Source organism: Mesorhizobium sp. M7A.F.Ca.US.006.01.1.1 (assembly GCF_003997935.1).
Classification (GTDB): domain Bacteria; phylum Pseudomonadota; class Alphaproteobacteria; order Rhizobiales; family Rhizobiaceae; genus Mesorhizobium.
Genome location: NZ_RZQL01000101.1, coordinates 1 through 23,347, shown reverse-complemented (window position 1 = coordinate 23,347; position 23,347 = coordinate 1). Strand labels below are relative to the sequence as shown.

Sequence of the window (23,347 nt, the reverse complement as noted above, 5' to 3'; positions counted from 1 at the left end):
CCTTGATCATGATCGACCGTCTGAATTCTGCAATGCGAATGTGACTGGGTTTCCTGGATCGGGATGGCAAATGCTGCCTCGATACGATATCCACCGCCACGCCTTTCCATTCAGACATTCATGACGGTTCATTCATGTCACGCGACAAGTTCTACATCACCACCCCGATCTTTTATCCGAACGGCAAGCCGCATATCGGCCACGCCTATACGGTCATTGCAACCGACGCCCTGGCACGCTTCCAGCGCCTGGACGGCAAGGACGTCTTCTTCCTGACCGGCACCGACGAACATGGCCTGAAGATGCAGCAAACGGCCGAGAAGGAAGGCATAACGCCGCTGGCGCTGGCCGACCGCAATTCGGCGATTTTCCGCGCCATGACCGAGGCGATGGGCGGCTCGAACGACGACTACATCCGCACGACCGAACCGCGCCACTACGAATCCTGCCAGGCGATCTGGAAGGCGATGGCTGCCAATGGCGACATCTATCTCGACCGCTATAGCGGCTGGTACTCGGTTCGCCAGGAAGCCTATTTCGACGAAGGCGAGACGACCGTCGGCGACGACGGCGTGCGTCGCGAACCGCTTGGGTCGCCCGTCGAATGGAACGAGGAAGAAAGCTACTTCTTCAGGCTTTCCGCCTATCAGGACAAATTGCTGGCGCTTTATGAGAGCCAGCCCGACTTTGTCGGTCCGACCGAGCGCCGCAACGAGGTGCTCAGCTTCGTCAAGTCCGGGCTGAAGGATCTGTCGATCTCGCGCACGACCTTCAAATGGGGCGTGCCGGTGCCAGGCGACGACAAGCATGTGATGTATGTCTGGGTCGATGCCTTGACCAACTACATCACCGCAGCCGGCTATCCCGACACAAAGGCCGAGCAATGGCGCTATTGGCCGGCTACGCACATCATCGGCAAGGACATTGTCCGCTTCCATGCGGTCTATTGGCCGGCCTTTCTGATGTCGGCGGGCATCGAGTTGCCAAAGCGCGTCTTCGCGCATGGCTTCCTGTTCAACCGCGGCGAGAAAATGTCGAAATCGGTTGGCAACGTCGTGGATCCATTCGCGATGGTCGAGCACTACGGTCTCGACCAGGTGCGCTACTTCTTCCTGCGCGAGGTGCCCTTCGGCAACGACGGCAGCTACAGCCATGACGCGATCGTCAACCGCACCAATGCCGACCTTGCCAATGGTCTCGGCAACCTGGCGCAGCGCTCGCTGTCGATGATCGCCAAGAACTGCGGCGGCGTGGTGCCGCAGCGCGGCGAGCTGACGGATGCCGACAGCGCGATCCTGGACCAGGCCGTCGCCGCTCTCGACACCGCGCGCAAGGCGATGGCCGAGCAGGGCATCCATTTGGCGCTGGCGTCGATCTTCGGCGTGGTGGCGGAAGCCGATCGCTACTTCGCCGGCGAGGCACCATGGGCGTTGAAGAAGACCAATCCGGAGCGCATGGAAACCGTGCTGTGGACGACCGCCGAAGTCGTGCGCCGCGTGGCGGTGCTGTGTCAGCCCTTCGTTCCGGGGTCGGCCAACAAACTGCTCGATCTCCTGGCGGTGCCGGCGGACAGCCGCGACTTCGTGCATGTCCACGCGGACCATGCGCTGGTGCCCGGCACTGCGTTGCCCGTGCCGGAAGGGGTGTTTCCGCGTTACGTCGAACAGCCGGACGCGAACGTCTGATGCTCGTTGACAGCCACTGCCATCTGGATTTTCCAGATTTCGCCGAGGAGCGGGCTTCCATTGTCGCCCGCGCCAAGGCAGCCGGTATAGGTCGCATGGTGACGATCTCAACCCGCGTGAAGCGATTTCAGCAAATCCTTGAAATCGCAGAAACTTTCGATGAAGTATACTGTTCGGTCGGTACCCATCCGCACAATGCCGGGGAAGAGCTGGACGTGACGTCGGCCGATCTGGTGCGGCTGGCTGCTCACCCGAAGGTGGTTGCGATCGGCGAGGCCGGTCTCGACTATTTTTATGACAAAGCGCCACGCGATGCACAGGCGAAAGGCTTTCGTAATCACATCGCCGCCGCCCGTGAAACGGGGCTGCCGCTGGTCATCCATTCGCGCGATGCCGATGCCGATATGGTTGATATTCTCGAGGACGAAACAGGGAAGGGCGCCTTCCCCTTCATCCTGCATTGCTTTTCCTCAGGACGCCGGCTTGCCGAGGTCGGCGTCGCTCTCGGTGGCTACGTGTCGTTCTCGGGCATCCTGACCTTCAAGAATTCAGCTGAGTTGCGTGCCATTGCCGCCGATGTCCCGCATGACCGGCTGCTGGTCGAAACCGATGCGCCCTATCTGGCGCCCGTGCCGTTTCGCGGCAAACGCAACGAGCCGGCCTATGTTGCCCATACCGCCAAGGTGCTGGCCGAAACGATCGGCGTAAGCGAAGCTGAAATCGCCGATCTGACCACGGACAATTTCTTCCGGCTGTTCGGCAAGATGCCGCGGCCTGTAGAGCAAAGTGCCTGAACGATGACCGACCGGCTGCGCTTCACCATTCTCGGCTGCGGCTCGTCGCCGGGCACGCCGCGCATCACCGGCGACTGGGGCAATTGCGATCCGGACAACCCGAAGAGCCGGCGCATGCGCACAGCTGCACTGGTCGAGCGGATCGCGGCCAACGGCAGCCGCACGACGGTCGTCATCGACACGGGGCCGGATTTTCGGCAGCAGATGCTGCTGGCCTCGGTCCGGCGTCTCGATGCGGTCGTCTATACGCACCCGCATGCCGATCATATCCATGGCATCGACGATCTGCGCGGTTTCGTTCTCGATCAGCGCCAGCTGATCGACGTTCATGCCGACAGGGCGACGATGCTTCGCTTGCGGGAAGCGTTCGGATACTGTTTCGAGACGCCGCAAGGCAGTTCCTATCCGCCGATCGTCAGGCCGCATCTCATCGACCACGCCAGGCCGGTGGTCATCGAAGGCGAGGGCGGCACCCTCACCCTCGAGCCGCTGCCGCAGATCCACGGCGACATCGTATCGCTCGGTTTCCGCATCGGCGGGCTCGCCTATTGCCCCGACATCAGCGACTTTCCGGAGCCCACCGCCGAACGACTGCGCGACCTCGACGTGCTGATCATCGACGCGCTGCAGTACCGGACACATCCAAGTCACCTGTCACTTGGTGAAGCGCTTGAATGGATCGAGCGGCTGTCGCCTAGACACGCCGTGCTGACGCATATGCATGTACCGCTCGACTACGCCAAGGTGATGGCCGAGACACCCGCCAACGTCGAGCCAGCCTATGATGGGATGGCGATCGAAATCCCTTACGAATCAGCGTGATGCGAATAGAGCTTCATACGGTCTTCCGGCTCGTCGGCGCAAATATCAGCAGCGTTCCGATCCGCTGGTAGCCCATCCGGGGATAAAGCAGCGCCCCGGCATGGGTTGCTGCCAGCACTGAGTACCTTGACCCGCGCGCGCGATCGTCGTGCAACATTTTCGACATCAGAGCCTGGCCAATGCCGCGACGCCGGTGCGACGGCTCGACATACATGCTCGAACACCAGGTGGCTCCCGCGGCATCCAGGCTGCGCACGCGCCCAACGATATCGGCGCCATCGACTGCCACATACTGGCGGAACGGCGCGCTGTCGCCGAGCAAATGATCCGGGATCGGTTGCCTGCGGATGATCTTTCCCAACTGCGCTGCCCGTTCGGCTGTCTGCACGCGTTCGATCGAAGCAACCGCTGGCGGGCTGGGAATCCGGTGCAATCGGTGGACGAAAAAGCCTTCTGTCCGAAGCAGCCGGTAGCCGAGAGCTTTGTAGGCGGTTCGTGTCGGCCCGTCCGGATCCTCGTTCGCGATCACAACGGAAATAGCCAAGCCCGGCCGCGCATGCTGCCGCACGATCGCATCGGCCTCTTGAGCGGCGACGTCATGGACAACCCATTCTTCGCCGCGGTAGTCGCGAGGATTCTTGCGCGCGGCGTCGCGCATCAGCCACAACGGCCCGACGCGGCGAGCCTCGTAAGGAAAGGTGCGGCTTCTGTCGGCGCTGAAGCCTTGCACGAACACCTCGATCGCCGCTTCGATCTCGCTGCTTGCTCTCGTCATTTCGACAGCCTAGCGTTGGCTATCCGCTCAAGGCAATACGCTACAATTGGCTCAAGCCTATGAAAATCAGCGGCAATTTCTAGTTCCTGGCCAGAGCACTAGTTCCATAATCTATCTTATGCGACTTTCTGATGTGGCGGCGACAGGGCGATAAAGTGCCAAGGCGGACAAATAGTCCCGCGGGCCTTGGATTCAGAAGCGCGTCTGGTAGAAGCTCTCCCATGGAAACCCTTGAGGCTCAGAAACCCAGAGTATCGGTTCGCAGGCGTGCGGTTGCGGTCAGATCGTTTCGCTGCAAGAACTTGGTAGCCGTTGTCGAAGATCCGAATGATATCAGGAACATCGGAACGGTAATTCGAAACGCAAATGCTCTGGGCGTTGAAAGAGTCTATATCGTTGATCCACGCAAAGCACTTCCCGATGACTGGCAGCAAATGCGCCAGCGGAAATCGCTTTCGGAAACGTCTGTATCAGCCGTCAAATGGACGTTTGTGAAACGGTTCGACAGCACTGCCGCCTGCCTCAACCATCTGGAAAAGCATGGCTTTATGTCCGTCGTCACCTCACCGCACATAAAGGGGAAAACCAGCGTTTTCCTGCATGAGGGTGATTATACCCAGCACACTAAACTTGCTGTCTGGTTTGGCAATGAGAAACGGGGCATCACCCCCCTCGCGGTCGAGCGCAGCGAGATGTGCGTAGCAATCCCAATGTTCGGGATGATCGAGAGCCTAAACCTCGGGACCAGTTCGGGTATCGTTCTCTACGAAATCACGAAACAGCGACGTGAGTATCAGAGCAAATTCCGCCGCGGAAGACGGAAGGGAAAACGTGCTGAGCCATTACCTACTGTAATGAGTCGTGAAATTGACGGCTTTGCTTCTAGCGAAACCGAACAAGCTGACGAGCCAAAATGAATTGGTGGTTCCAACGCGCGGCTGTCGGCGGCGTGCTCGACCCATGTCGGTTGGGGCGATCAGGCTCCCTATTCCAGAATAACGGTGGCTTCCACCTCGAACAGCATGGGGTCGATTGCAAGCTTGGGAACGGGAACCAGTGTCTGCGCCGGCAGCGCCTCGCCGAACATGTCCTTGACGTTCCTGGTCAACACATCGAGCTTGGACATGTCGTGGTCGACCACGAAGACCGTGAGCTTCGCCACCTGATCCGGCCTGGCGCCGATGCCCTCGAGCGCCGCATGCAAATTTGCGTAGGCCTGCTCAACCTGGACAGCGAAATCGGGTGACAAGGCTCCTGTGCTGTCTTGGCCGCCCTGCCCGGAGATGTAGGCAATCCGAGCTCCGCGCGGTGCGGTCACGGCGGTGCTGTAGCCATTCGGCGACGGGTCGTAGAGCGTCTGTGGATTGACGATGGTCAGCTTGAGGTCGTTCCCAGTCGCTGTAGCCGCAGCGGAAACTGCCATGGTCATGATGATTAGCCCTCCGGTAAGCAGATGCTTGATTGCGCGTGACATGATTCCTCCTGGCTCTGCTGACTGCGAATAACGCACTCGCGGCCGGCATGAACTTTAACCAGATCGCTCATACGATGAATCGTGCGATGTACGAGTCATCGTATGGTACGTCGTACTAGTCAAGCGATCAGCGTCGACATTCCTGACGGTGCCTGCCAAAATCGACGTTCGGCCAGCAAGGAAGACAGATGGCAGCCAAAACCCGCAGTGCCAGCAAACGACGGACAAAGCTTCCACCCATGCAGGAAGCGAGCAGCGAGCCGCCGCTGTCTCGAGAGCGTATCGTGGCGGTCGCGGTGGAACTGCTGGACGCCCAGGGCATAGACGGATTGACAATGCGTCGGCTGGCGGATCGCCTCGGCTCGGGTGTGATGAGCCTGTACTGGCACGTCGACAACAAGGAGGATGTCTTTGATCTAGCACTCGATTCGGCGCTCGAACATCGCGGATCGCCTGAAACAGGCGAGTCTCCGGATTGGCGCGGAGACGTCGTTCATATGCTCGAAGACTGGCGCGCCAGAATGTTGCGCCATCCTTGGTCGGCATCGCTGTTGCCGCGACGGGCGCTTGGCCCGAACATCCTCAGGCGCCTGGAAATGCTGAGCAAGACCTTGTCCAGAGCCGGTGTTGCGGACGCGGATCTCAACGCCGCCATATGGTCGCTCTGGAACTACGTGATGGGCGCCACCCTCACCCGGGCAAGCTTCGACCTCTCGGAAGAAGACAGGGCAGCCGCACAGCAGCGTCTTACACATCTCAGCGAACATTACCCGACAATCGAACGCTCTCGTCTGCTGTTGGACAACGATTGGGATGGCGCCTTCCGAAAGGGCCTCGACTTCCTGCTCGACGGCCTGTCGCCAAGATAGAATTCCGGCGGCTCCGCCTGGAGCAGACCAGATGGCGCTGCCTCGCGCACGCCAGTTTGACGCATAGCTTCCCAGTCCACATCATCACGTTTGGCTCGGCGCCAAGGCGGGCGCAGGCAGCGGGCAAGCCCCGGGTGCTCGATCCCATCGCGGCGGTGGCTGGCGCGGCTGCATTGCAGCTGAATTGTTGCATTTGGCGATGTCGTTGTTACGCATTGCCAAACGCTGGTCGGAATCCTCTGGGCAGCCGATCTTTTGCGCAAACCTTTTTGGCCGACATGCGTTGTTTCCTCTCCAAGCCAAGGAGACGATCATGCAGATGAAGTCGGAAATAACCGGTGAAGCGGCCAAGCAGCGCCATATCCAACGTGGCGTCGATGCCAAGGACAAATCGAAAGGCGATGGGAAGCAGCAAGGCGCCATGCAGGCTGGCGCCCGTGAATATCCCGAGCCCCCCTTCCCTGAGCAACATCAGCCCAAACCGGGGCACGAATGGGCGCTAGAGCCGGAGCCGCTGTACGATGCGCCGTACTATCTCGGATCGAAAAAACTCGACCAAAAGGTAGCACTCATCACCGGCGGCGATTCCGGCATTGGCCGCTCGGTGGCGGTGTTGTTCGCCCGCGAGGGCGCCGACGTCGCGATCGTCTATCTGGCCGAGGACAAGGACGCTGAAGAGACCAAATCCGCGGTGGAGAAGGAGGGACGACGCTGCATCCTGGTCAAGGCCGATGTCAGCGAACGCAGCCACTGCCACAAGGCGGTCATGGAGACCGTCAAAAAATTCGGCCGCATCGACGTGCTGGTCAACAACGCTGCGTTCCAGATCCATTCCAGCGATTTCGGCGAGCTGACCGAAGAACATTTCGACACGACGCTGAAGACCAATCTTTACGGCTATTTTCATATGGCGCAGGAAGCGGTACCGCACATGAAGCCCGGTTCGGCGATCATCAACACCGGTTCGGTAACCGGTATCGACGGTTCAAAACAGCTGGTCGACTATTCGATGACCAAGGGCGGCATCCATGCCTTCACGCGGGCCCTGTCGGGCAGTCTCATCGGCAAGGGCATAAGGGTGAATGCGGTCGCACCGGGTCCGGTGTGGACACCGCTCAATCCGTCGGACAAGGAAGCCGACGACGTCTCGAAATTCGGCGCGGACACGCCAATGAAACGACCCGCGCAACCGGAAGAACTCGCGCCGGCCTATGTGTTCCTCGCTTCGCCGCACTGCTCGAGCTACATCACCGGCGAGATCTTGCCGGTCGTCGGAGGGTACTGAGGATGGCCGAAACGAAATCCGTAACCAAGGAGTAGGATGGATGGGCCGTCTGCTTTTCATGGTGGCGCTCGCTTGTGTAGCGTACCGCATCTACACGGAAACAGCAGGATCTGCTCGGCATGCGCCGCAGGATGACGGTGAGGCGCTGCGCCAGCAATCAGCGGCACTGGGCGTCGACCCGTCTCGCTGACGGAATGGAAACCTGCCGGCAATCCGGCCGGCCGGGTTACCAGCCGGCCGGATTGCAGTCTTATTCGGCTGCCTGCAGGTTGATCTTGCTTTCCGCCATTTCGGTGAGCTTGCGATCGGTCGCCTGTTCCTCCTTGAGATTCTTGGCCAGCACATTGGCGCAGTCGGTGCGGCCAAGCTGCTTGGCCCAGGCGATGAGCGTGCCGTAGCGGGTCATCTCGTAGTGTTCGACGGCCTGCGCCGAAGCAATCAGCGCCGCGTCGAGAACCTCCTTGTCATCGACGTCACCGCTCACATCATCGGCCTCCTCGAGAATGCCGTCGATTGCCGGACAGTTGACCTCCTTGGCCTTGACGCCATGCAATTCAAACACCTGTTCGACGCGCTCGATATGGCCTCTCGTCTGGTCGAGGTGTTTTTCAAATCCGGCTTTCAATTGCGGGTCGGTTGCCTTGTCGATCATCTTCGGCAGGGCCTTCTCGATCTGCTTTTCGGCGTAATAGATGTCGCGCAGCGTGTGCACGAAGAGATCGTCGAGTGTCTTGATGTCCTTCGAAAAGAAGCCCATGGCCTTTCCTTTCATTGCCTTGGTGTGGATTTTGGCGACGGGGTTTGCACGCCGCCAGCAAAGACCGGGACGGTTCCCGGCTTGTCTGGTCAACGTACCGGCACCGAAGGAGTTCCTGATTTCCGAGGGCGAACCGTCCCCTTCTCCAAGGCCTGCGATCCGGCCGTTGGGGAGCCTTTGTCTCGATCACACGTTCTAGCCGCAGAGTAACTGGAACGAGAAGGTCGGCGGAATGTATTTCATCGCATTGGCGACAGACTATGACGGCACGCTGGCTCATGATGGGATCGTCGCCAGGAAGACGCTCGCTGCGCTTGAGCGGTTCAAGAAAAGCGGCCGCAAGCTGGTTCTCGTCACCGGGCGTGAACTGCCCGATCTCAAGCGCGTCTTTCCCGAGCTTAGCCTCTTTGACAAGGTCGTCGCTGAGAATGGCGCGATGATCTACACGCCAGCCAGCGAGGAAGAACGGGTGATCGCCCCATCGCCCGAGCCCAAATTCGTCGCCAGATTGAAGAGGCAGGGCGTCAAGCCGCTTTCGGTCGGGCGATCGATCGTCGCGACCTGGGAACCCCATCAGGCGACCGTGCTCGAGGTCATCAAAAAGATGGGCCTCGAACTGGAAATCATCTTCAACAAGGGCGCGGTGATGATCCTGCCGAGCGGCATCAACAAAGCCACCGGGCTCGCTGCGGCCCTTCAGGACCTTCGACTTTCGCCGCACAACGTCGTCGGCGTCGGCGACGCCGAGAACGACCACGCGTTCCTGCAAGCCTGTGGCTGCAGCGCCGCCGTCGACAATGCAATTCCGGCGGTCAAGGATACAGCCAACCTGGTCATGCGTGGCGCCCGCGGCAAAGGCGTGGAGCAACTCATCGCAAAGCTGATAAAGCGTGATCACGCGATAGTGCCGAAGCGCCATGACGGCATCGTTCTTGGATCGTCTGGCGGCGATGATGTCTACCTGTCGCCGAGCGACACGATCCTCATTGCCGGGAGCTCCGGCATCGGTAAATCCACCTTGGCCACCGCGCTGACGGAACGCTTCGTCGAAAGTGGTTTTCAGTTCTGCGTCTTCGATCCCGAAGGCGACTATGACGGCCTCGAAGGCGCTGTCCGCCTGGGAGACGGCTCAAGCGCGCCGACAAAGGCGCAGGTGCTGGATCTGATCGCCAAGGCCGACAGCAACATTGCCGTCAATGGACTGGCCCTGCGCGTCGACGAGAGGCCGGATTTCTTTGCCGACCTGCTGCCTGGCCTCAGCAGTTTCCGCCGGCGCACCGCGAGACCGCACTGGCTCGTCATCGATGAAGCGCATCATCTTCTGCCCAAGCGGCGCGACGATACGCGGGCGGTCCTGTCATTGGAACTGCCTGGCACAATCCTCATCACCGTTCACCCCGAGGCGATCTCGACAGACGCCTTGCGCCTGGTGACAGCCATCATTGCACTTGGCCCCAAGGCGAAGGACGTGGTGAAGGTCTTCTGCAAGGAGACTGGCATTGAGCCGCCAAAGGGCATTCCAACGCCCAAGGGCGCGCGCGTGCTGTTCTGGCGGCCGCAGGCTGGCAAGAAAGTCAAGACGGTCAAGGTGGTCGAACCACGTCAGTCACTCAAGCGGCACAGCCGGAAATATGCCGAAGGCCAGCTCGACGAAGCCGGCAGCTTCTATTTCCATGGCCCTGACAATGCGATGAATCTCAGGGCTCACAATCTGATGATCTTCGCTCAGATCGCGGAGGGCATAGATGACAAGACCTGGGAGTTTCATTTGCGCACCGGCGACTATTCCAAATGGTTTCGACATCAGATCCGGGACAAGGACCTGGCGCGCGAAACCGCCGAGGCGGAAGAGGACAAGACCCTGTCGGCGCAGCAGAGCCGCAAGCAGGTGCTTGATGCCGTGCGCCGCCGTTACACGGCTCCCGCCACAGCCCCGGAGTGACACGCGAGAGCCAAGGCAATTAGGCTATCGCTGCTCGTTAAACTTTTCAGTCAGGCAACGCCGCAACCGCGACAATTTCAACAACGATGTCGGCTTGCGCAAGCGCTGCAACCCCGATCACCTCCGAGGGCGGCGGGTTGTTATAGCTGCAGTGCTTCGGGCAATGCTCGGCAAAGAACTCGTCCAGTACATCGAGACGAAAATTGGGAGAACCCAGAACGCCGCCATCGGGAAATGGCCCCTTGATGAAGAAGGTCAGCCGGATGAGATAGTCGAGCGCGCTACCGAGTTCTTCCAGATCTGATTTGATGTTCGCCAGAATTGCGCGCCACTGTGCCGCCGCATCGCCAGTGAAGCCCCCTCCTCTCTTTCCGGCAGGATCGTAATTTTCGGCGGTTGCCGTATTCCCGCAAAGATAGACAAATCCCTTTGCTCCGGTGACGACCGTGCCTTTTCCCCACGGCATCAACCTGCCGTTTTTGAATTTCTTATGGGTTACGAGTTCCATGCTTCGTCCAGAACTCTTGATCGTCAGCCTATCAAATCGTCTATTCTGATCGGCAGATCGCGAATGCGCTTGCCGGTGGCATGATAGACGGCACTCGCCACGGCAGCAGCCGTTCCGACATTGCCGAGTTCGCCCAAGCCCTTGACGCCGGCAGGGTTGACCTGATGGTCGATTTCGGGGACCAGGATAACGTCGACCTGTTTGATGTCGGCGTTGACCGGCACGAGATAGTCCTGCAGGTCGCGATTGACGTAGCGCGCGTGTCGCTGATCTATTTCCGTGGCCTCGTGCAACGCTTGGCCAATGCCCCAGATCATGCCACCCATCAGCTGGCTGCGCGCGGTGCGCGTGTTCATGATGCGCCCGGCAGCGAAGGCTCCGACGATGCGCGGCACCCGGATTTCGCGTGTATAGCTGTTGATGCGCACCTCGACGAACTCGGCGCCAAAGGCATACTTGACCGAATCTTCGTCGTTCTCTCCACCATGAAACTCCGACTGTCCGGCATAGAGTTTGCTGAGGGCTTCAGGCGAAGAACCCTTCGGCGCAAACTCGGCATATTCCTCGATGGCACCGACCTGCATGGCCTTGAACACATCGGCCAGCTTTGCGGATTTGCCGGTCTCGGTGACGACCTTTTCGTCCTTCAAGTCCAGCTTCGCATTGCCTGAACCAGCCAGCGGAGCCCCCCTGCCCGCAGCGGCGGCGAACAGCTTTTCGCGTATTACGTCGCAGGCTTTCATGACCGCCGAGCAGACACTGGCGGTCGAGATCGACCCGCCCGACACGGGAGCCGGCGGCAAGGCACTGTCGCCCATCTCGACGCTGACCTTGTCCATGCCGACCCCCAGTCTTTCCGCCGTCATCTGCCCGGCGATGGTGCGAACGCCGGTACCGATTTCATGCGAGCCGCACTGGACCCGCACCTCGCCATCGGCGGTGAGACGAACCCGGGCCGCGCAGGGAGCGGCGGCAGTCGGATAGATTGCCGTCGCGCAGCCCATCCCGACCAGCCAATCGCCGTCGCGCATCGAGCCGACCCTGGGATCGCGCTTCGACCAGCCAAAGGCCTCCGACGCCTGGTCGTAGCACTTGATGAGTGAGCGGCTGGAAAATGGCTTGCCTCCGATCGGCTCCTTCTCCGGTTCATTGATGCGGCGAAACTCCACAGGATCCATGCCGAGGGCCACGGCCATTTCGTCCATGGCGTTTTCCAGCGCGTAGACATAAGGCGTCTCCGGCGGCGATCGCATGTAGCCAGGCGTATTGCGATCGGCATGAACCAACGAAACATGCGTCAGAACGGAGCCGTAATCGTACATTCGCGCGGTGGCGGACGTGCCGCCGACGACATAAGGATCAGGGCGTGACGTCACCTCCCATCCCTCGTGTCCGAACGCCGTGATGCGGCCGTCCTTGCCGGCGCCCATGCGAATCCGATGCCGCGTTTCGGCGCGATAGGTCTGCGTACCGAAAGCCTGCATACGGCTGACGACGCAGCGAACCGGCCGGCCGATCCGCCGCGCCGCGACGGCAACGATTGCAGTGCGTGCCGTCATCGGCCCCTTGGAGCCGAAGGCGCCGCCGATATAGGGACTGACGATCCGTACATTGGCCGGATCAAGCTTCAGTTGGCGTGCCAGTTCCACCTTCCAGCCCGTAACATTCTGGCTGGGCTCGTGTATCGTCAACTGGTCGCCCTGCCATATGGCCGTGGTCGAAAACAGCTCGATCGGATTGTGATGCTGGGTCGGCGTCGAATATTTTTCGTCGATCTTCACCGTCGCATCCGCCCAGGCGGCGTCGAAGTCACCGGCCTTCGCATCCTCCTTGAACATAGGGCTTTTGCCGGCAGCCGGTTCCATCTTCACGCCCTTGGAATCAAAGCTGGCGCTGGGCCGTTCATCCTCGTAGTCTGCGCGGATCAACATTGCGGCTTCCTCCGCCGCCTCGAAGGTTTCTGCGACCACCAGAGCGATGATCTGACCGTCGTGAAAAACCGTCTTGTCGTGCAAAGGGCCGATCGAACTTGCGCCGGTATTGCCGAATTTCGGCGTGTCGATCTTGTCCATATCGCCATAGGTGACGATGTCCAGCACACCGGGTACGGCCCTGGCGTCTTTCGTGTGAAGTTCGGAAACTTTGCCCCGGGCAATGCTGCTGGTGGCAAGGGTACCGTAGGCGACGTTGGCCGTGACGATGTCGGCGGGATAGCCGGCCTGTCCGGTAACTTTTAGCCGGGCATCAATGCGGACAACCGGATCGCCCTGGTTTTCCCTGGGAGCGGGTGCAGCTTGGTTCATGGCTCAGCCCTTCATATCCCGCGTTTCAAGCAGCGCCCGCACCAGCGTGCGCTTGCCGAGCGGTATCTTGAATGCGTTATGCTCGCGCGGTCTGGCATCGGCGAAGGCAGCCTCGGCAGCCTCTTGCGCCGCGGCTTCGTCAAGCACTTTGCCCTGTAGCGCGTCCTCTGCTTCGCGCGCACGCCACGGCACAGTCGCCACACCACCAAGCGCGATGCGCGCACTCCTTACCGTCTCGTCATCCATGTCGAGCGCAACAGCCGCGGACGCCAGCGCAAACGCATAGGATTCGCGATCGCGAATCTTCAGATAGCGCGACTGGCTGCTCCACCGTTCGAGCGGCACTTCGATGGCGGTTATGAGCTCATCGGCGGCAAGATCCGTCTCGATGTCGGGCGTCTCGCCCGGCCGTTTGTGCAGCTTGGCAAATGCAAGCCTGCGCCTTCCCCGAGGGCCTTCGATATCGACGGTGGCGTCCAGCGCGACCAGCGCCTGCGCGAAATCGCCGTGATACGTAGCGATGCAGGCATCGCTCGTACCCAGCACGGCGTGCTGGCGATTGGACCCTTCCATCGCAGCGCAGCCGGAGCCAGGTTCGCGCTTGTTGCACGGCCAGGAAATCTCTCGAAAATACTCGCAGCGCGTACGTTGCAGCACATTGCCGCCCAGGCTCGCCATGTTGCGAAGCTGACCGCTGGCGGCGAATTTCAGGCTGTCGGCAAGGAGCGGGCAACGGCGCCTGACATCATTGTTGTCGACTGCTTCACCCATACGGACCAGTGCACCAAACCGGATCGCGTCATCGTCTATCCTGATCTGCCGCAAGGCCGGCTCGGCAAGAGTGTTGAGGTCGAGCAGTCGCTCCGGCCGCGCGACACCGAGCTTCATATAGTCGGCCAGATTGGTGCCGCCAGCGATGAACTGCGTGTCGGCGCTGGTCGGCGGAACACGCACGACACCGGGACCGGACGCCATGGCGATTGCCGCGGAGACGCTATTTGGTCTTTCATAAGCGAAGGGGCGCATCTTAAGCCCTCCTGATTTGGTCGCGTGCCTGAACGATCGCCGCACCGATGTTGGGATAGGCCGCGCAGCGACATAGATTGCCGCTCATATATTCGCGAATATCGTCTTCCGACCTAGCATGGCCTTCGTTGATGCAACCGATGGCGGACATGATCTGACCCGGTGTGCAATAGCCGCATTGAAAGGCATCGTGGTCGATGAAGGCCTGTTGGACCGGATGCAGTTCCCCGTCCGGCGAAGCCAGGCCTTCCACCGTTGTGATCTCCCGGCCCTGGTTCATGACGGCAAAACTCAGGCAGGACAGTACCCGCTTTCCGTCGATCAGAACCGTGCAGGCGCCACACTGACCGTGATCGCAACCTTTCTTGGTGCCGGTCAGGCCGACATGGTCGCGCAGGGCGTCAAGCAGGCTGGTTCGATTGTCGAGAGCGAGATTGTAGGCCTGTTTGTTGATGCGCATCGAAACCGCCGACAGGTCGCGCGGTTCGGCCGGTTTGGCGGACGCCGGCTGGGCAGCTCTCGTTGGGGAATTCACGAGCGGCATCACCGCCGCCGCTGAAACAGAGGCCGTCATGAACATGCGTCTGCTCAGGCCACTGGACATCTTGGCATCGGACATGGCTGGCTCCGGGCTGGCTGGGTCTAAGCGGCCCAAACCAGTCGCGGAGGACAAAGTTCCCTCCTCACGAGCCTGTGATCCTTTTTTCTGCTGGCGGGATCGATGTAACCGGAACCTCACCTGTCGAGCGATGGTTGTGTGCCAAGAGCCGGAAGGAGGCGATCGTGAGCGATGGTCGGCATGGCAAGGACGGTGACAATGGCCCTGTATTCTCTGCAGAGCAGGCGAGGCAGGGCGAGATCATCCTGCGAACGCGCACGCGTCGGATTATCTTCATAGCCGGCTTGGTCGGTATCGTGATCCTGGCCCTCGTTGTGAGGTTGGCAATCGGCTGAACCAATTCCCCTCGCCTTGCTGCTGCGCTCTCCCCGGCCCAAAAAGCGTTAGCGTGCGCCGCGCGACGGTGTTTGGGCATGCCCAGGATGCGGCATTGGCTACGCGAACTTCTGTTGGAACCAGCGCGTCGGGTCGACGTTCAGCCCTTGTTCAACAGGAGGAACAGACCATGCCACGAGGCGAGAAATCGAAGTACACTGACAAGCAGGAGCGTAAAGCCGATCACATTGCCGAAGGCTATGAGAAGCGCGGGGTTTCCGACAAGGAGGCAGAGCGGCGTGCATGGGCAACCGTCAACAAGGACGATGGCGGCGGCAAGAAGGAAGGCGGTTCGGGCCGCGGCAAACACACGGGCCATCCCGCGGCGCACAAAGGCGGCAAAAGCGGCGGCAAGGCATCGGCATCACGGTCTGCCGCAAGCCGATCGGAATCGGCGAAGAAAGCTGCAGCGACCCGCAAGCGCAATGCGGAACATCGCGCACATTGATCTGAGGGCGGCGTCCAATGGAGGCGAACGATGGAAGCACAGGGATGAAATCGCAGCTCGTCAATGAGATCGGCGGACAAAGGACATTTGTCGTGGTGCTCGACCCAGGCGAAGAAGCGTTCGCGGCACTGACCGCCTTCGCGGTCGAGCAGAACATCGGCAGCGCGTCCCTGACCGCGATAGGGGCTTTCGAAAAAGCCACCGTGGGCTGGTTTGATCCGGCCGCGAAGACCTACCGCAAAATCCCTATCGACGAACAGTGCGAGGTTCTGAGCGCGATCGGCGATGTCGCACTGGCAGATGATGACAAGCCCAGCCTGCACGTCCATGCGGTGCTTGGATTGAGCGATGGCACCACCCGGGGTGGACATCTGCTTGACGGCATCGTTCGGCCAACGCTCGAAATCATCCTGGTGGAAGCGCCCGGCCATCTGCGCCGCAGCAAGCGTCCGGACCTCGGTGTCGCGCTGATCGATCTGGACGACTGATCTACAGCCCTCTAGAGAGCAATTCCAGGAAAAGTGTGAAACGGTTTTCCGTCCGGAATTGCGTAAAAACAAGGAGTTAGAGCGGGTCGCCGTTTCCGTGAAACGGTGAACTGCTCTGGCTCGTTCTCACGCTTTCTTGCTCAGCTCAGCAGGTGCTGTGTCCGGCGCAGCTTCCCACCCGAACACGCTGCGCCCGCCAAGCAGATGCGACTGGTCGAATTCTCCCGCGACAATTTCCTTCAGGCTGGGGCCGGTCACGTATCGTTCGACTTGCCGCGACTGATCGTCGAGCCGCTTCAAGGCACCGATTTCTTCATCGCGACCGAGCTTTGCCTTCTGCACGGCTGACTTCAGAACCCCGATCGTCTCGTCATAGACCTTCAGCGGTACCGGAAATGGATGCCTGTCCTTGCCGCCATGCGCCAGCGAGAAGCGGCCGGGGTCGGAAAAACGGCAAGGCGCGCCATGCACCACCTCGGCAACGAGGGCCAGCGCGCGCACCGTGCGAGCGCCGACGCCAGGGACCAGAAGGAGCTCGGCGAAATCGGTGGGACCACGGTCCGCGGCGGCTGCGATATTGCCGTGAAGACGATGCATGACGACATCGCTTTCGCGAACGTCATGGTGGGCCGGCATGACCAAATGCGGCAGCAGCGGCTGCTCCGGTTCCCGCCGGCGCGTCGGCTCCGCGCAACGCTCCAAGGCTGCAAGCTCGCTCAGGATGCGATCGGGTCCGAGGTTCTGCAAAAGGTTCAGTTGCCCTTGGCGCGACGCGTCGGCGCGCCTGTCGGTCAGGTTGACGATCTCACCTTGATGGGCGCCCTCGATGGCGGCATGCGGCTGGTCGACAAAACTCTTGAGGCCCTCGGAGAGCCAATGGTAGCGGCGCGCCACCTTGCTGTCGCCGTTCATGCCTTGCTGCACCACGACCCAGCGACCGTCATCGGTGACGATGAAGCCATGCAGGTAAAGATCGAAACCGTCCTGGACTGCGGCGCTGTCAACCTTGGCGACAAGCCGGCTGACGGTGGCGAGGCCCGCTCCGTCGAAGCCGACGCGTTGGCCGATGGCCTCCAGCTCGTGCGGGGTTTTGCGCGAATGCGCGCCGCGACCACCGCAGACATGAATGCCGAGTTCGCCGGAAAGCGGCGTGAGACCACGCTTCAAAGCGCCCACGACGCTGGTCGTGATCCCCGACGAGTGCCAATCCATGCCCATGACAGCACCAAAGGACTGGAACCAGAATGGATGCGCCAGCCGCCGCAGCAGCTCGTCTCGACCATAGTGATGAACGATTGCCTCGCACATCGCGGCGCCAAGACGCGTCATGCGGTCGCCGAGCCATTTCGGCACGCGCCCACCATGGAGTGGAAGATCAGCACTTCCCGATCGCTGCGTCACGTCTGCTACCTGTTCTGGTGTCCGTTATTCTCTTAACAGATAGGCAGCCAAACCGCGCAAGGAAGCATGGACACTTTCCGCCGAGCCGAGTTAGAAAACGTCAAGTCCAGTTCGAGAGAACCGTTTCCATCTCGACCGTCTCGACCTGCTGCGCGAAACGTTGGTGGTAAACGGTCAGCAATGCGTCATGGGTTGCATCGGAAGAACTGCACAGCGCGTCCGTGACGAGAACCACGCGGTAGCCGAAATCGATGGCCCCGAGCACCGTGGCCAGAACGCAAACATCCGTTTCGCCACCGGTGATGACGAGCGTATCGATGCCGCGCTCCACCAGAAGGGCCCTGAGGCGCCCTTCGAACCAGGGCGAGTAGATGTGCTTGTCGATGATCGCCGCTGGCGGGCAATAGCCGGCTAAAGACGGCAACAGTTCGGTCATTTCGGGCCCGATCGTCTCGATCGTCAGTGAAGCCCAGCGCTCATAATAGCGCTTCCATGTGCCGACGCCCTGCCCCGGCTTCCCGGCTGGCAGGAAGCGTGTAAAGACCGTCTGTGGCGCGCGTCTCTCGACCAGCCTTTCGATCTGCGGGAGAACCCGGGTGATCCAGGGTGTTGCCCATTCAGACGGCTCTGCAAACAGCCGCTGCATATCCACGCAGACATGCATGCAACGATCGCCCAGGGGACCGTATGCCAGCCCCGGCATCGACATCAGTGCGTCTCCGACCGGCCATGCATTCGCTGCCTCCTCACTTTGCCAGCAAAGACACGCAACGCCACGCGCAAGCACTGGTTCCTGAAATAGCCAACAGGAACCGACGCAAATGGCTGGCGTTTCCGCTGATATCAATGGAGGTGCTCGCATGAGACCGCGCGAGAGGCGTTGGAGCCGCAAGTCAGCCGGGGCGCCGAAATGGAACTGAGCGGAGGATGTCTATGTGGCACGATCCGCTTCCGCGTTGGAAGCGAACCGAGAGTGCATTACTGCCATTGTGATATGTGCCGACGAGCGACCGGCAGTGCGTTCGCGGTTCTGGCCTGGGTGCCTTCCCAAAGCGTGACCTGGACCAATGCGACGCCGACCTATCGCAGGTCTTCGCCGATTGCCCGCAGAGGGTTCTGCTCCGCCTGCGGATCGCCGCTCAGCCTTGCCTATGACGCATCGCCCGGAGAGATCGCGCTGCATGCCGGAACGTTCGACGATCCGGCTCGCCTGGAGCCGCGCTACAACTATGGATCGAGGCAGCGACTTGGCTGGGTTTGCTGCGGAATAGACCTGCCGCACCTCGATACCGAGGAGCGATGGTGAAACCATGTCCGAAGGGCAAGCCAGATGAGCATGTTTTACCGGGCGGCCAAGATTGCCGAAGAGGTCCACGCAGCACAGCGCGACAAGACCGGGCGACCCTATATCGAGCACTGCCGCCGTGTCGTTGACGCGGTCGAAACCAAGGACCAGAAGGTCGTCGCCTATCTCCATGACGTCCTGGAAAAGGGCAAAGGCTGGGACCGGACCAGGTTGGAAGAGGCCGGTTTTGGCCCGACGATCGCGTCGGCCGTCGACGCCATGTCGCGCAGGGACGGCGAGGATTACTTCGCGTTCGTGCGACGAGCGGCATCGAATCCATTGGCGCTGCCGGTGAAGCGCGCGGATCTGGCGGACAATATCTGGCAGGCACGACAGGCCGGGGCATCAACCGTCAGATACGGGGCACTACGCATCCTTGATGAAGAGTTTCCACGCGGTTAGCACCTGCCTTGAATCTCAGCTCGCGCCGATGAGAACGGGCAATCTACTCCGTGACGTGGGGCGTATGCCTTCTGTCCTCCGCGGGCTCGACATCGATGCGCGCCTTTTCCGGATCGAATGCACCATGACGTGCAATGGCCCGCGCCGCGGTTTCAGGCGTCTCGTATGCCCACATGAAATCGTCAGCCGAGCTGCCCACGGCATGGACGCGCCAGTAGCTCGCGGTACCTTTCAAAGGGGAGCGGCTGGTGGTGTTCGTTTTTTCGAAAAGGTCAAAATAGATGTCTTCGAAAGGGATATAGAACACGGGCTCATGTCCTTCTTCCTGAAGCACTTTCGCCCGCTCCGTGGCAGCGACTATGGCGTCGGAAAATCGTACCGTCACCGTGCCGGCAAACGGTTCTATGGCCAGTTGGCCAGCATGGTGTGTTGAGATTGCGCCTGAAGCTTGCATTCAAATTCTCCCTGCTGCCGTTGCGAGACCGCATTTCGGTTCGTCATGCATGGAGACGAAATGCACGGCGATGCGTCAGGTTCCGCGCTGTACTGTGAGGTCGATAACGACCCCACTTCAGCGCTTGCCATGGCTATCGAGAAACGCAGCCAACAATCGCGAAACCTGATCAGCAGCTTCACGCGTCGGGAAGTGTCCGATGCCATCCAGCACCACCCGACTGTAGAACCCGGTGAAATGCTCTTCGAGCCCCTCTGAAGACTGGGCAAACACAACGCGGTCGTCGCCACCATGAAGCGTCAGGATCGGCACCGTGATGATCTTGACCGCTGCTTGCCGGCGGGCGAGTTCGGCATAGCGAGGATCGGGCTCGGCCTCTTCCCATCGGACCCGATAGGAATGCAACGTCACATCCGCCCAGTCAGGATTTTCGAACGAGCTCGCAACGCCATCGAAAATAGCGTCGTCAAACCAGCCTGATGGACCCCAGCTGTCCCACTGATACCTGGCGAATTCCTTGCCGTTGTTTCGTACGAACTCGGCGCCCCGCGCGGTCGCCATGAACCATTGATACCAAAATGCTTTCGCCTGTCTGGGCGCTGGCGTTGCTGGTTTGCCTGGTTGCCAGCCGAGCGACAGAGCAGCGCAGCACTTGATGCGGTCCGGAAAAACCGACGCGAGCAGATAGGATATCCGAGCGCCCCAATCATGTCCGACAACTGCAAAGCGGCTGATGCCAAGCGCATCGGCAAAATCCAGCACATCCTGCGCCATCGCGGCAATCTCGCCCGAGCGCATAGTTTCCTTCGACAGGAACGATGTCGGCCCAAAGCCTCGCAACAAAGGGGAAAACGTCCGGAAGCCAGCTTCATGAAGGACCGGCGAAATACGAGCGTATGTCGTGGCGTCGTCGGGCCAGCCATGCAGCAAGACAACCGGGGCGCCGTCCTGCAGTCCACCATCGAGATAGGCGACGCGCAGCAGAGGGGTGTCGCAATGTGAGACGGAGTTCATTTGCTCTGAGGCACCGTAGCTGGCTGGTCGCCGCCAGTCGTGGACTCTGGTCTGGCGGCCTGATCAACCTTTGGATTCTTGTTGTTGGTGCCGGTGTTGGCTTTCATCGGCTCGGTATTGTTGTCGCAGGCGCCGAGCGCAAGGACAGCGGCCAAGACCAGGAGTGAAAAGAACCGCTTCATCGAAATCTCCTCTGGTTGCTGTCCAGCAAACGAGGTTCCGCCAACTTGGTTGCCCTGATCGTGCTCTCAAGACCACGGCATTTGACGATCAACGCTTCAAGCTAGTGGAATCGGCTGCAACTGTCGGGTCAGGCAAAGCCGGGCCACGTTCAGTCTCCGAGCCCTCGGCCTCGATCTCCTGCACGGCCCGATCCCAGTGCTCCTGCTCGCGGCCGACCGGCCGGCCCTCTTGTTCCCAGATTTCATGGGCCCGTCGTTTGATCTTTTCTTCCCTGCTGTCCATGGCCAGATTCTCCAATCCGCCAGTCTCAATTCCGGACGATACTTTTTGTTCCTCTGTCGGGAACAGCCCCTGCCGGAGCCGCCATCTCGGGAAGGCGTTTATAGGTTGCGTGGGATCAGTCGCTTGGTAATTTTCGTACCGATATTTTTTCGTGACACACCGATGCCCGCAGATCTATGAATCAGGCCATCGGCCGGCGCCGAGCACGTCCCTCTCCGATCCCACTGCCCGGCGCTCAAAGCCTGATCGCCCGTCGCATCGACATGGCGGGCTGTTGCTTCGATTGGAGGTGACGCCCATGCGGGAATTGCCGAAAGACATCGACGCCGATGTGGTCATCGAAATCAGCAAGCTACTGGACGACAGCCCGCTATTCGTCCCGGTGCGGGTTCATGAACTTGCAGCCAGGGTGAGGCAGAGGGTGAAGACCGGTCTGCCGGATCTTTCGATCGAAGAATTGATCGTGGAGATGGCCTCCGTACGTCAGCTGGCCATGGCCTTCGATCTGCCTGGATCGGAGAATGTCGTGCAAATCCCGGTGCGGTATAGCCGCTAGCACTGCGGCATCACACGCTCCAACCGGAGGTCAGGACAAGCGACGCTTCAAACATCTGCGCACCGATCTCATCGCGTACTTTGACGGTTACCTTGACGAAATCGCAATCGGGCATTTCGTCTTGGGCGACGTCCTGCAAAATACGAATTGCTTCCGCCCTGGCCTGTTCCCGGGATTCGAACAGCTGCCCGTCATCGTCGGGTACTGTGCCGTCACCATTTTGAAGGTCGAAATAGTACCGCTTCATTTCGGGTCACGCTGCAAACATCTTGCGTGTCAATGATTTCGCTTCCTGGGCGGTTCCCTGCCCGCTCGATGGCCGTGCTGGTGAAGACGTGGTCGTTCAACGCACCGCAGGGCGAAGCGCCGATATGAAAAGCACCAGCAACGCCAAGGCGTTGAGGCCCGCGGCGATGGCATGCGAATACTCCCATTGGCGCCGCAGCAGCTCCCAGTTTTCAGGGAGGACAGTCCAGTTCCGGGTCGCCTGATTGATTGGATAGGTCAGCGTCCAGAAGGCAAATTGCGTGGCGCCGATGCTTAGAAAGGCGACAACAACCAAGCCGAAAGATGCACTCGCTCGGTAGAGCAGGACCGCCAGGGCGGCTGTAGAGAGCAATGCTCCCAGCACCACGATGCCGAACAGGCTCCATCCATCATAAGCGCGTTGCGCAGCCAGATAGTTCGCCCCGTCGAGCTTCATCTTGTTGAACATCGTGAAGAAATGCGCGGCGGCCGGAACGAAAGCCAGTGCAACGAAAATGAAGCTGACCACTCTCAGACTATAAATTGCCATGTCCGGTCTCCTCTCAGGAGACAGCTAGGGCAATCGGCAAGGTTGGAAAGGTCGTTTTAACGAGGGCTTTCGCCCATGATCGTATGGCCCCAAGTGAGGTCGTTTTTTAGCCCTCACTCAACTATCTCGGAACATTTTTTTTGGGTGCTGGTTCTACGCACTGAAGGGACGAACCTTACCCAGGGAGATTTCCCCATGAAACATGTTCTCATTACCAGCATGCTGGCCATCGGGCTCGGCTGTGGAACGGCAGTGGCTCAGACGCAACAGACCGAAAGCCAGTCTGGCGCAGACGCCAATTGCGCTTCCGGGCAGGCTGACTGCCAGGGCGGTTCCAAGATGGGCGATCAGGCCCAGGGCAAAGCCAAGATGCAAACCGACGAGCAAGCTCAGGGCAAGGCCGGCGCCTCCACCGATCAACAGGCACAGGGCAAGGCCAAGCTGAAGACTGACGAGCAGGCTCAGGGCAAGGCCGGCACCACCGACCAGCAGGCCCAGGGCAAGGCCAAGCTGAAGACTGACGAGCAGGCTCAGGGCAAGGCCGGCACCACCGATCAGCAGACTCAGGACAAGACCAAACTGAAGACAGACGAGCAGGCTCAAGGCAAGGCCGGCACCACCGACCAGCAGGCCCAGGGCAAGGCCAAGATGCAGACCGACGAGCAGGCTCAGGGCAAGGCCGGCACCACCACCGACCAGCAGGCCGAGGGCAAGGCTAAGATGCAGACCGACGAGCAGGCTCAG

At 60.4% G+C, this 23,347-nt stretch carries 28 protein-coding genes and 1 pseudogene; 14 read left to right on the top strand and 15 right to left on the bottom strand.

Annotated features, from left to right (window positions below; genetic code table 11):
* The first annotated feature begins 134 nt into the window (after nucleotides 1-134).
* From metG to EN943_RS18605, 3 genes are read left to right on the top strand one after another with little or no spacing between them, the layout of a single operon-like run.
* Nucleotides 135-1,685, top strand: coding sequence for a methionine--tRNA ligase (gene metG / locus EN943_RS18615; protein WP_127414087.1), 1,551 nt, complete (start codon nucleotides 135-137; stop codon nucleotides 1,683-1,685).
* Nucleotides 1,685-2,479 carry a TatD family hydrolase gene (locus EN943_RS18610; protein ID WP_127414086.1) on the top strand — a complete coding sequence of 265 codons (795 nt, stop codon included), beginning with the start codon at nucleotides 1,685-1,687 and terminating at the stop codon, nucleotides 2,477-2,479. The genes metG and EN943_RS18610 overlap by 1 nt, the downstream gene beginning before the upstream one ends.
* Nucleotides 2,480-2,482: 3 nt before the next feature.
* Nucleotides 2,483-3,301 carry an MBL fold metallo-hydrolase gene (locus tag EN943_RS18605; RefSeq protein WP_127414085.1) on the top strand — a complete coding sequence of 273 codons (819 nt, stop codon included), beginning with the start codon at nucleotides 2,483-2,485 and terminating at the stop codon, nucleotides 3,299-3,301.
* 13 nt (nucleotides 3,302-3,314) lie between these two features.
* Here EN943_RS18605 and EN943_RS18600 read toward each other — a convergent pair whose 3' ends face one another.
* A complete protein-coding gene (locus EN943_RS18600; RefSeq protein WP_245475898.1) occupies nucleotides 3,315-4,037 on the bottom strand; it encodes a GNAT family N-acetyltransferase in 723 nt (240 codons plus the stop codon).
* A 260-nt stretch (nucleotides 4,038-4,297) separates the two neighbouring features.
* Here EN943_RS18600 and EN943_RS18595 point away from each other — a divergent pair, with 260 nt between their 5' ends.
* Nucleotides 4,298-4,993 (top strand): RNA methyltransferase, encoded by a 696-nt coding sequence (locus EN943_RS18595; RefSeq protein ID WP_127414083.1) that lies wholly within the window; start codon nucleotides 4,298-4,300, stop codon nucleotides 4,991-4,993.
* A 68-nt stretch (nucleotides 4,994-5,061) separates the two neighbouring features.
* Here EN943_RS18595 and EN943_RS18590 read toward each other — a convergent pair whose 3' ends face one another.
* On the bottom strand, nucleotides 5,062-5,550 hold the full coding sequence (locus tag EN943_RS18590) for a RidA family protein (protein WP_127414082.1): 489 nt from the start codon (nucleotides 5,548-5,550) through the stop codon (nucleotides 5,062-5,064).
* 239 nt (nucleotides 5,551-5,789) lie between these two features.
* Between EN943_RS18590 and EN943_RS18585 the strand changes: the two genes are divergently transcribed.
* The 3 genes from EN943_RS18585 (at nucleotide 5,790) to EN943_RS18575 (ending at nucleotide 7,894) form a co-directional block, all read left to right on the top strand.
* Complete coding sequence (locus EN943_RS18585) at nucleotides 5,790-6,419, top strand: TetR/AcrR family transcriptional regulator C-terminal domain-containing protein (protein ID WP_245475900.1); 630 nt, start codon at nucleotides 5,790-5,792, stop codon at nucleotides 6,417-6,419.
* Nucleotides 6,420-6,732: 313 nt separating this feature from the next.
* Entirely contained in the window at nucleotides 6,733-7,704 is a 972-nt protein-coding gene (locus EN943_RS18580) for an SDR family oxidoreductase (protein ID WP_127414080.1), read from the top strand.
* Between the two features lie 40 nt (nucleotides 7,705-7,744).
* A complete protein-coding gene (locus EN943_RS18575) occupies nucleotides 7,745-7,894 on the top strand; it encodes a hypothetical protein (protein WP_127414079.1) in 150 nt (49 codons plus the stop codon).
* A 60-nt stretch (nucleotides 7,895-7,954) separates the two neighbouring features.
* Here the strand turns inward: EN943_RS18575 and EN943_RS18570 are convergent, their stop codons facing one another.
* Nucleotides 7,955-8,461, bottom strand: coding sequence for a ferritin-like domain-containing protein (locus EN943_RS18570; protein ID WP_127320809.1), 507 nt, complete (start codon nucleotides 8,459-8,461; stop codon nucleotides 7,955-7,957).
* A gap of 232 nt (nucleotides 8,462-8,693) precedes the next feature.
* Between EN943_RS18570 and EN943_RS18565 the strand changes: the two genes are divergently transcribed.
* Nucleotides 8,694-10,403 (top strand): HAD-IIB family hydrolase, encoded by a 1,710-nt coding sequence (locus EN943_RS18565; protein WP_127414078.1) that lies wholly within the window; start codon nucleotides 8,694-8,696, stop codon nucleotides 10,401-10,403.
* A 46-nt stretch (nucleotides 10,404-10,449) separates the two neighbouring features.
* On the opposite strand, the gene EN943_RS18560 is transcribed toward EN943_RS18565, so the two are convergent.
* The 4 genes from EN943_RS18560 to EN943_RS18545 are packed head-to-tail and all read right to left on the bottom strand — an operon-like array spanning nucleotide 10,450 to nucleotide 14,859.
* Nucleotides 10,450-10,911 (bottom strand): RidA family protein, encoded by a 462-nt coding sequence (locus EN943_RS18560; RefSeq protein ID WP_127414077.1) that lies wholly within the window; start codon nucleotides 10,909-10,911, stop codon nucleotides 10,450-10,452.
* A 23-nt stretch (nucleotides 10,912-10,934) separates the two neighbouring features.
* Entirely contained in the window at nucleotides 10,935-13,214 is a 2,280-nt protein-coding gene (locus EN943_RS18555) for a xanthine dehydrogenase family protein molybdopterin-binding subunit (protein WP_127414076.1), read from the bottom strand.
* Between the two features lie 3 nt (nucleotides 13,215-13,217).
* Nucleotides 13,218-14,240 carry a xanthine dehydrogenase family protein subunit M gene (locus EN943_RS18550; protein WP_127414075.1) on the bottom strand — a complete coding sequence of 341 codons (1,023 nt, stop codon included), beginning with the start codon at nucleotides 14,238-14,240 and terminating at the stop codon, nucleotides 13,218-13,220.
* 1 nt (nucleotide 14,241) lies between these two features.
* On the bottom strand, nucleotides 14,242-14,859 hold the full coding sequence (locus EN943_RS18545; protein ID WP_127414074.1) for a (2Fe-2S)-binding protein: 618 nt from the start codon (nucleotides 14,857-14,859) through the stop codon (nucleotides 14,242-14,244).
* Nucleotides 14,860-15,364: 505 nt separating this feature from the next.
* Between EN943_RS18545 and EN943_RS18535 the strand changes: the two genes are divergently transcribed.
* Nucleotides 15,365-15,682, top strand: a complete 318-nt coding sequence (locus EN943_RS18535) for a plasmid stabilization protein (protein WP_127267539.1) — start codon at nucleotides 15,365-15,367, stop codon at nucleotides 15,680-15,682.
* Between the two features lie 44 nt (nucleotides 15,683-15,726).
* Complete coding sequence (locus EN943_RS18530; RefSeq protein WP_127414072.1) at nucleotides 15,727-16,170, top strand: PPC domain-containing DNA-binding protein; 444 nt, start codon at nucleotides 15,727-15,729, stop codon at nucleotides 16,168-16,170.
* 126 nt (nucleotides 16,171-16,296) lie between these two features.
* On the opposite strand, the gene EN943_RS18525 is transcribed toward EN943_RS18530, so the two are convergent.
* Complete coding sequence (locus EN943_RS18525) at nucleotides 16,297-17,571, bottom strand: DUF763 domain-containing protein (RefSeq protein WP_127414071.1); 1,275 nt, start codon at nucleotides 17,569-17,571, stop codon at nucleotides 16,297-16,299.
* A gap of 100 nt (nucleotides 17,572-17,671) precedes the next feature.
* Nucleotides 17,672-18,280, bottom strand: a complete 609-nt coding sequence (locus EN943_RS18520) for a cysteine hydrolase (RefSeq protein WP_127414070.1) — start codon at nucleotides 18,278-18,280, stop codon at nucleotides 17,672-17,674.
* A 201-nt stretch (nucleotides 18,281-18,481) separates the two neighbouring features.
* Between EN943_RS18520 and EN943_RS18515 the strand changes: the two genes are divergently transcribed.
* Together EN943_RS18515 and EN943_RS18510 are read left to right on the top strand one after the other, a co-directional pair.
* Nucleotides 18,482-18,877, top strand: coding sequence for a GFA family protein (locus EN943_RS18515; RefSeq protein WP_127414088.1), 396 nt, complete (start codon nucleotides 18,482-18,484; stop codon nucleotides 18,875-18,877).
* A 24-nt stretch (nucleotides 18,878-18,901) separates the two neighbouring features.
* Nucleotides 18,902-19,318 (top strand): HD domain-containing protein, encoded by a 417-nt coding sequence (locus EN943_RS18510; protein WP_127414069.1) that lies wholly within the window; start codon nucleotides 18,902-18,904, stop codon nucleotides 19,316-19,318.
* Nucleotides 19,319-19,361: 43 nt separating this feature from the next.
* Here the strand turns inward: EN943_RS18510 and EN943_RS18505 are convergent, their stop codons facing one another.
* The 4 genes from EN943_RS18505 to EN943_RS18490 form a co-directional block, all read right to left on the bottom strand.
* Complete coding sequence (locus EN943_RS18505; protein WP_127414068.1) at nucleotides 19,362-19,772, bottom strand: DUF427 domain-containing protein; 411 nt, start codon at nucleotides 19,770-19,772, stop codon at nucleotides 19,362-19,364.
* Between the two features lie 117 nt (nucleotides 19,773-19,889).
* Nucleotides 19,890-20,702 (bottom strand): alpha/beta hydrolase, encoded by an 813-nt coding sequence (locus tag EN943_RS18500; protein ID WP_245475896.1) that lies wholly within the window; start codon nucleotides 20,700-20,702, stop codon nucleotides 19,890-19,892.
* Nucleotides 20,703-20,782: 80 nt separating this feature from the next.
* Nucleotides 20,783-20,968, bottom strand: coding sequence for a hypothetical protein (locus tag EN943_RS18495; protein WP_127414066.1), 186 nt, complete (start codon nucleotides 20,966-20,968; stop codon nucleotides 20,783-20,785).
* A gap of 88 nt (nucleotides 20,969-21,056) precedes the next feature.
* Entirely contained in the window at nucleotides 21,057-21,251 is a 195-nt protein-coding gene (locus EN943_RS18490) for a DUF2934 domain-containing protein (protein WP_127414065.1), read from the bottom strand.
* A gap of 298 nt (nucleotides 21,252-21,549) precedes the next feature.
* Between EN943_RS18490 and EN943_RS18485 the strand changes: the two genes are divergently transcribed.
* Complete coding sequence (locus EN943_RS18485; RefSeq protein ID WP_127267547.1) at nucleotides 21,550-21,807, top strand: hypothetical protein; 258 nt, start codon at nucleotides 21,550-21,552, stop codon at nucleotides 21,805-21,807.
* Between the two features lie 10 nt (nucleotides 21,808-21,817).
* Here the strand turns inward: EN943_RS18485 and EN943_RS18480 are convergent, their stop codons facing one another.
* Together EN943_RS18480 and EN943_RS18475 are read right to left on the bottom strand one after the other, a co-directional pair.
* A complete protein-coding gene (locus EN943_RS18480; RefSeq protein WP_127414064.1) occupies nucleotides 21,818-22,054 on the bottom strand; it encodes a hypothetical protein in 237 nt (78 codons plus the stop codon).
* Nucleotides 22,055-22,150: 96 nt separating this feature from the next.
* The gene (locus tag EN943_RS18475; RefSeq protein ID WP_245475895.1) at nucleotides 22,151-22,582 is read right to left on the bottom strand and encodes a hypothetical protein; all 432 of its coding nucleotides are present in this window, start codon (nucleotides 22,580-22,582) and stop codon (nucleotides 22,151-22,153) included.
* Between the two features lie 216 nt (nucleotides 22,583-22,798).
* Between EN943_RS18475 and EN943_RS18470 the strand changes: the two are divergent.
* Nucleotides 22,799-23,347, top strand: a pseudogene (locus tag EN943_RS18470) (hypothetical protein); the annotation flags it as partial.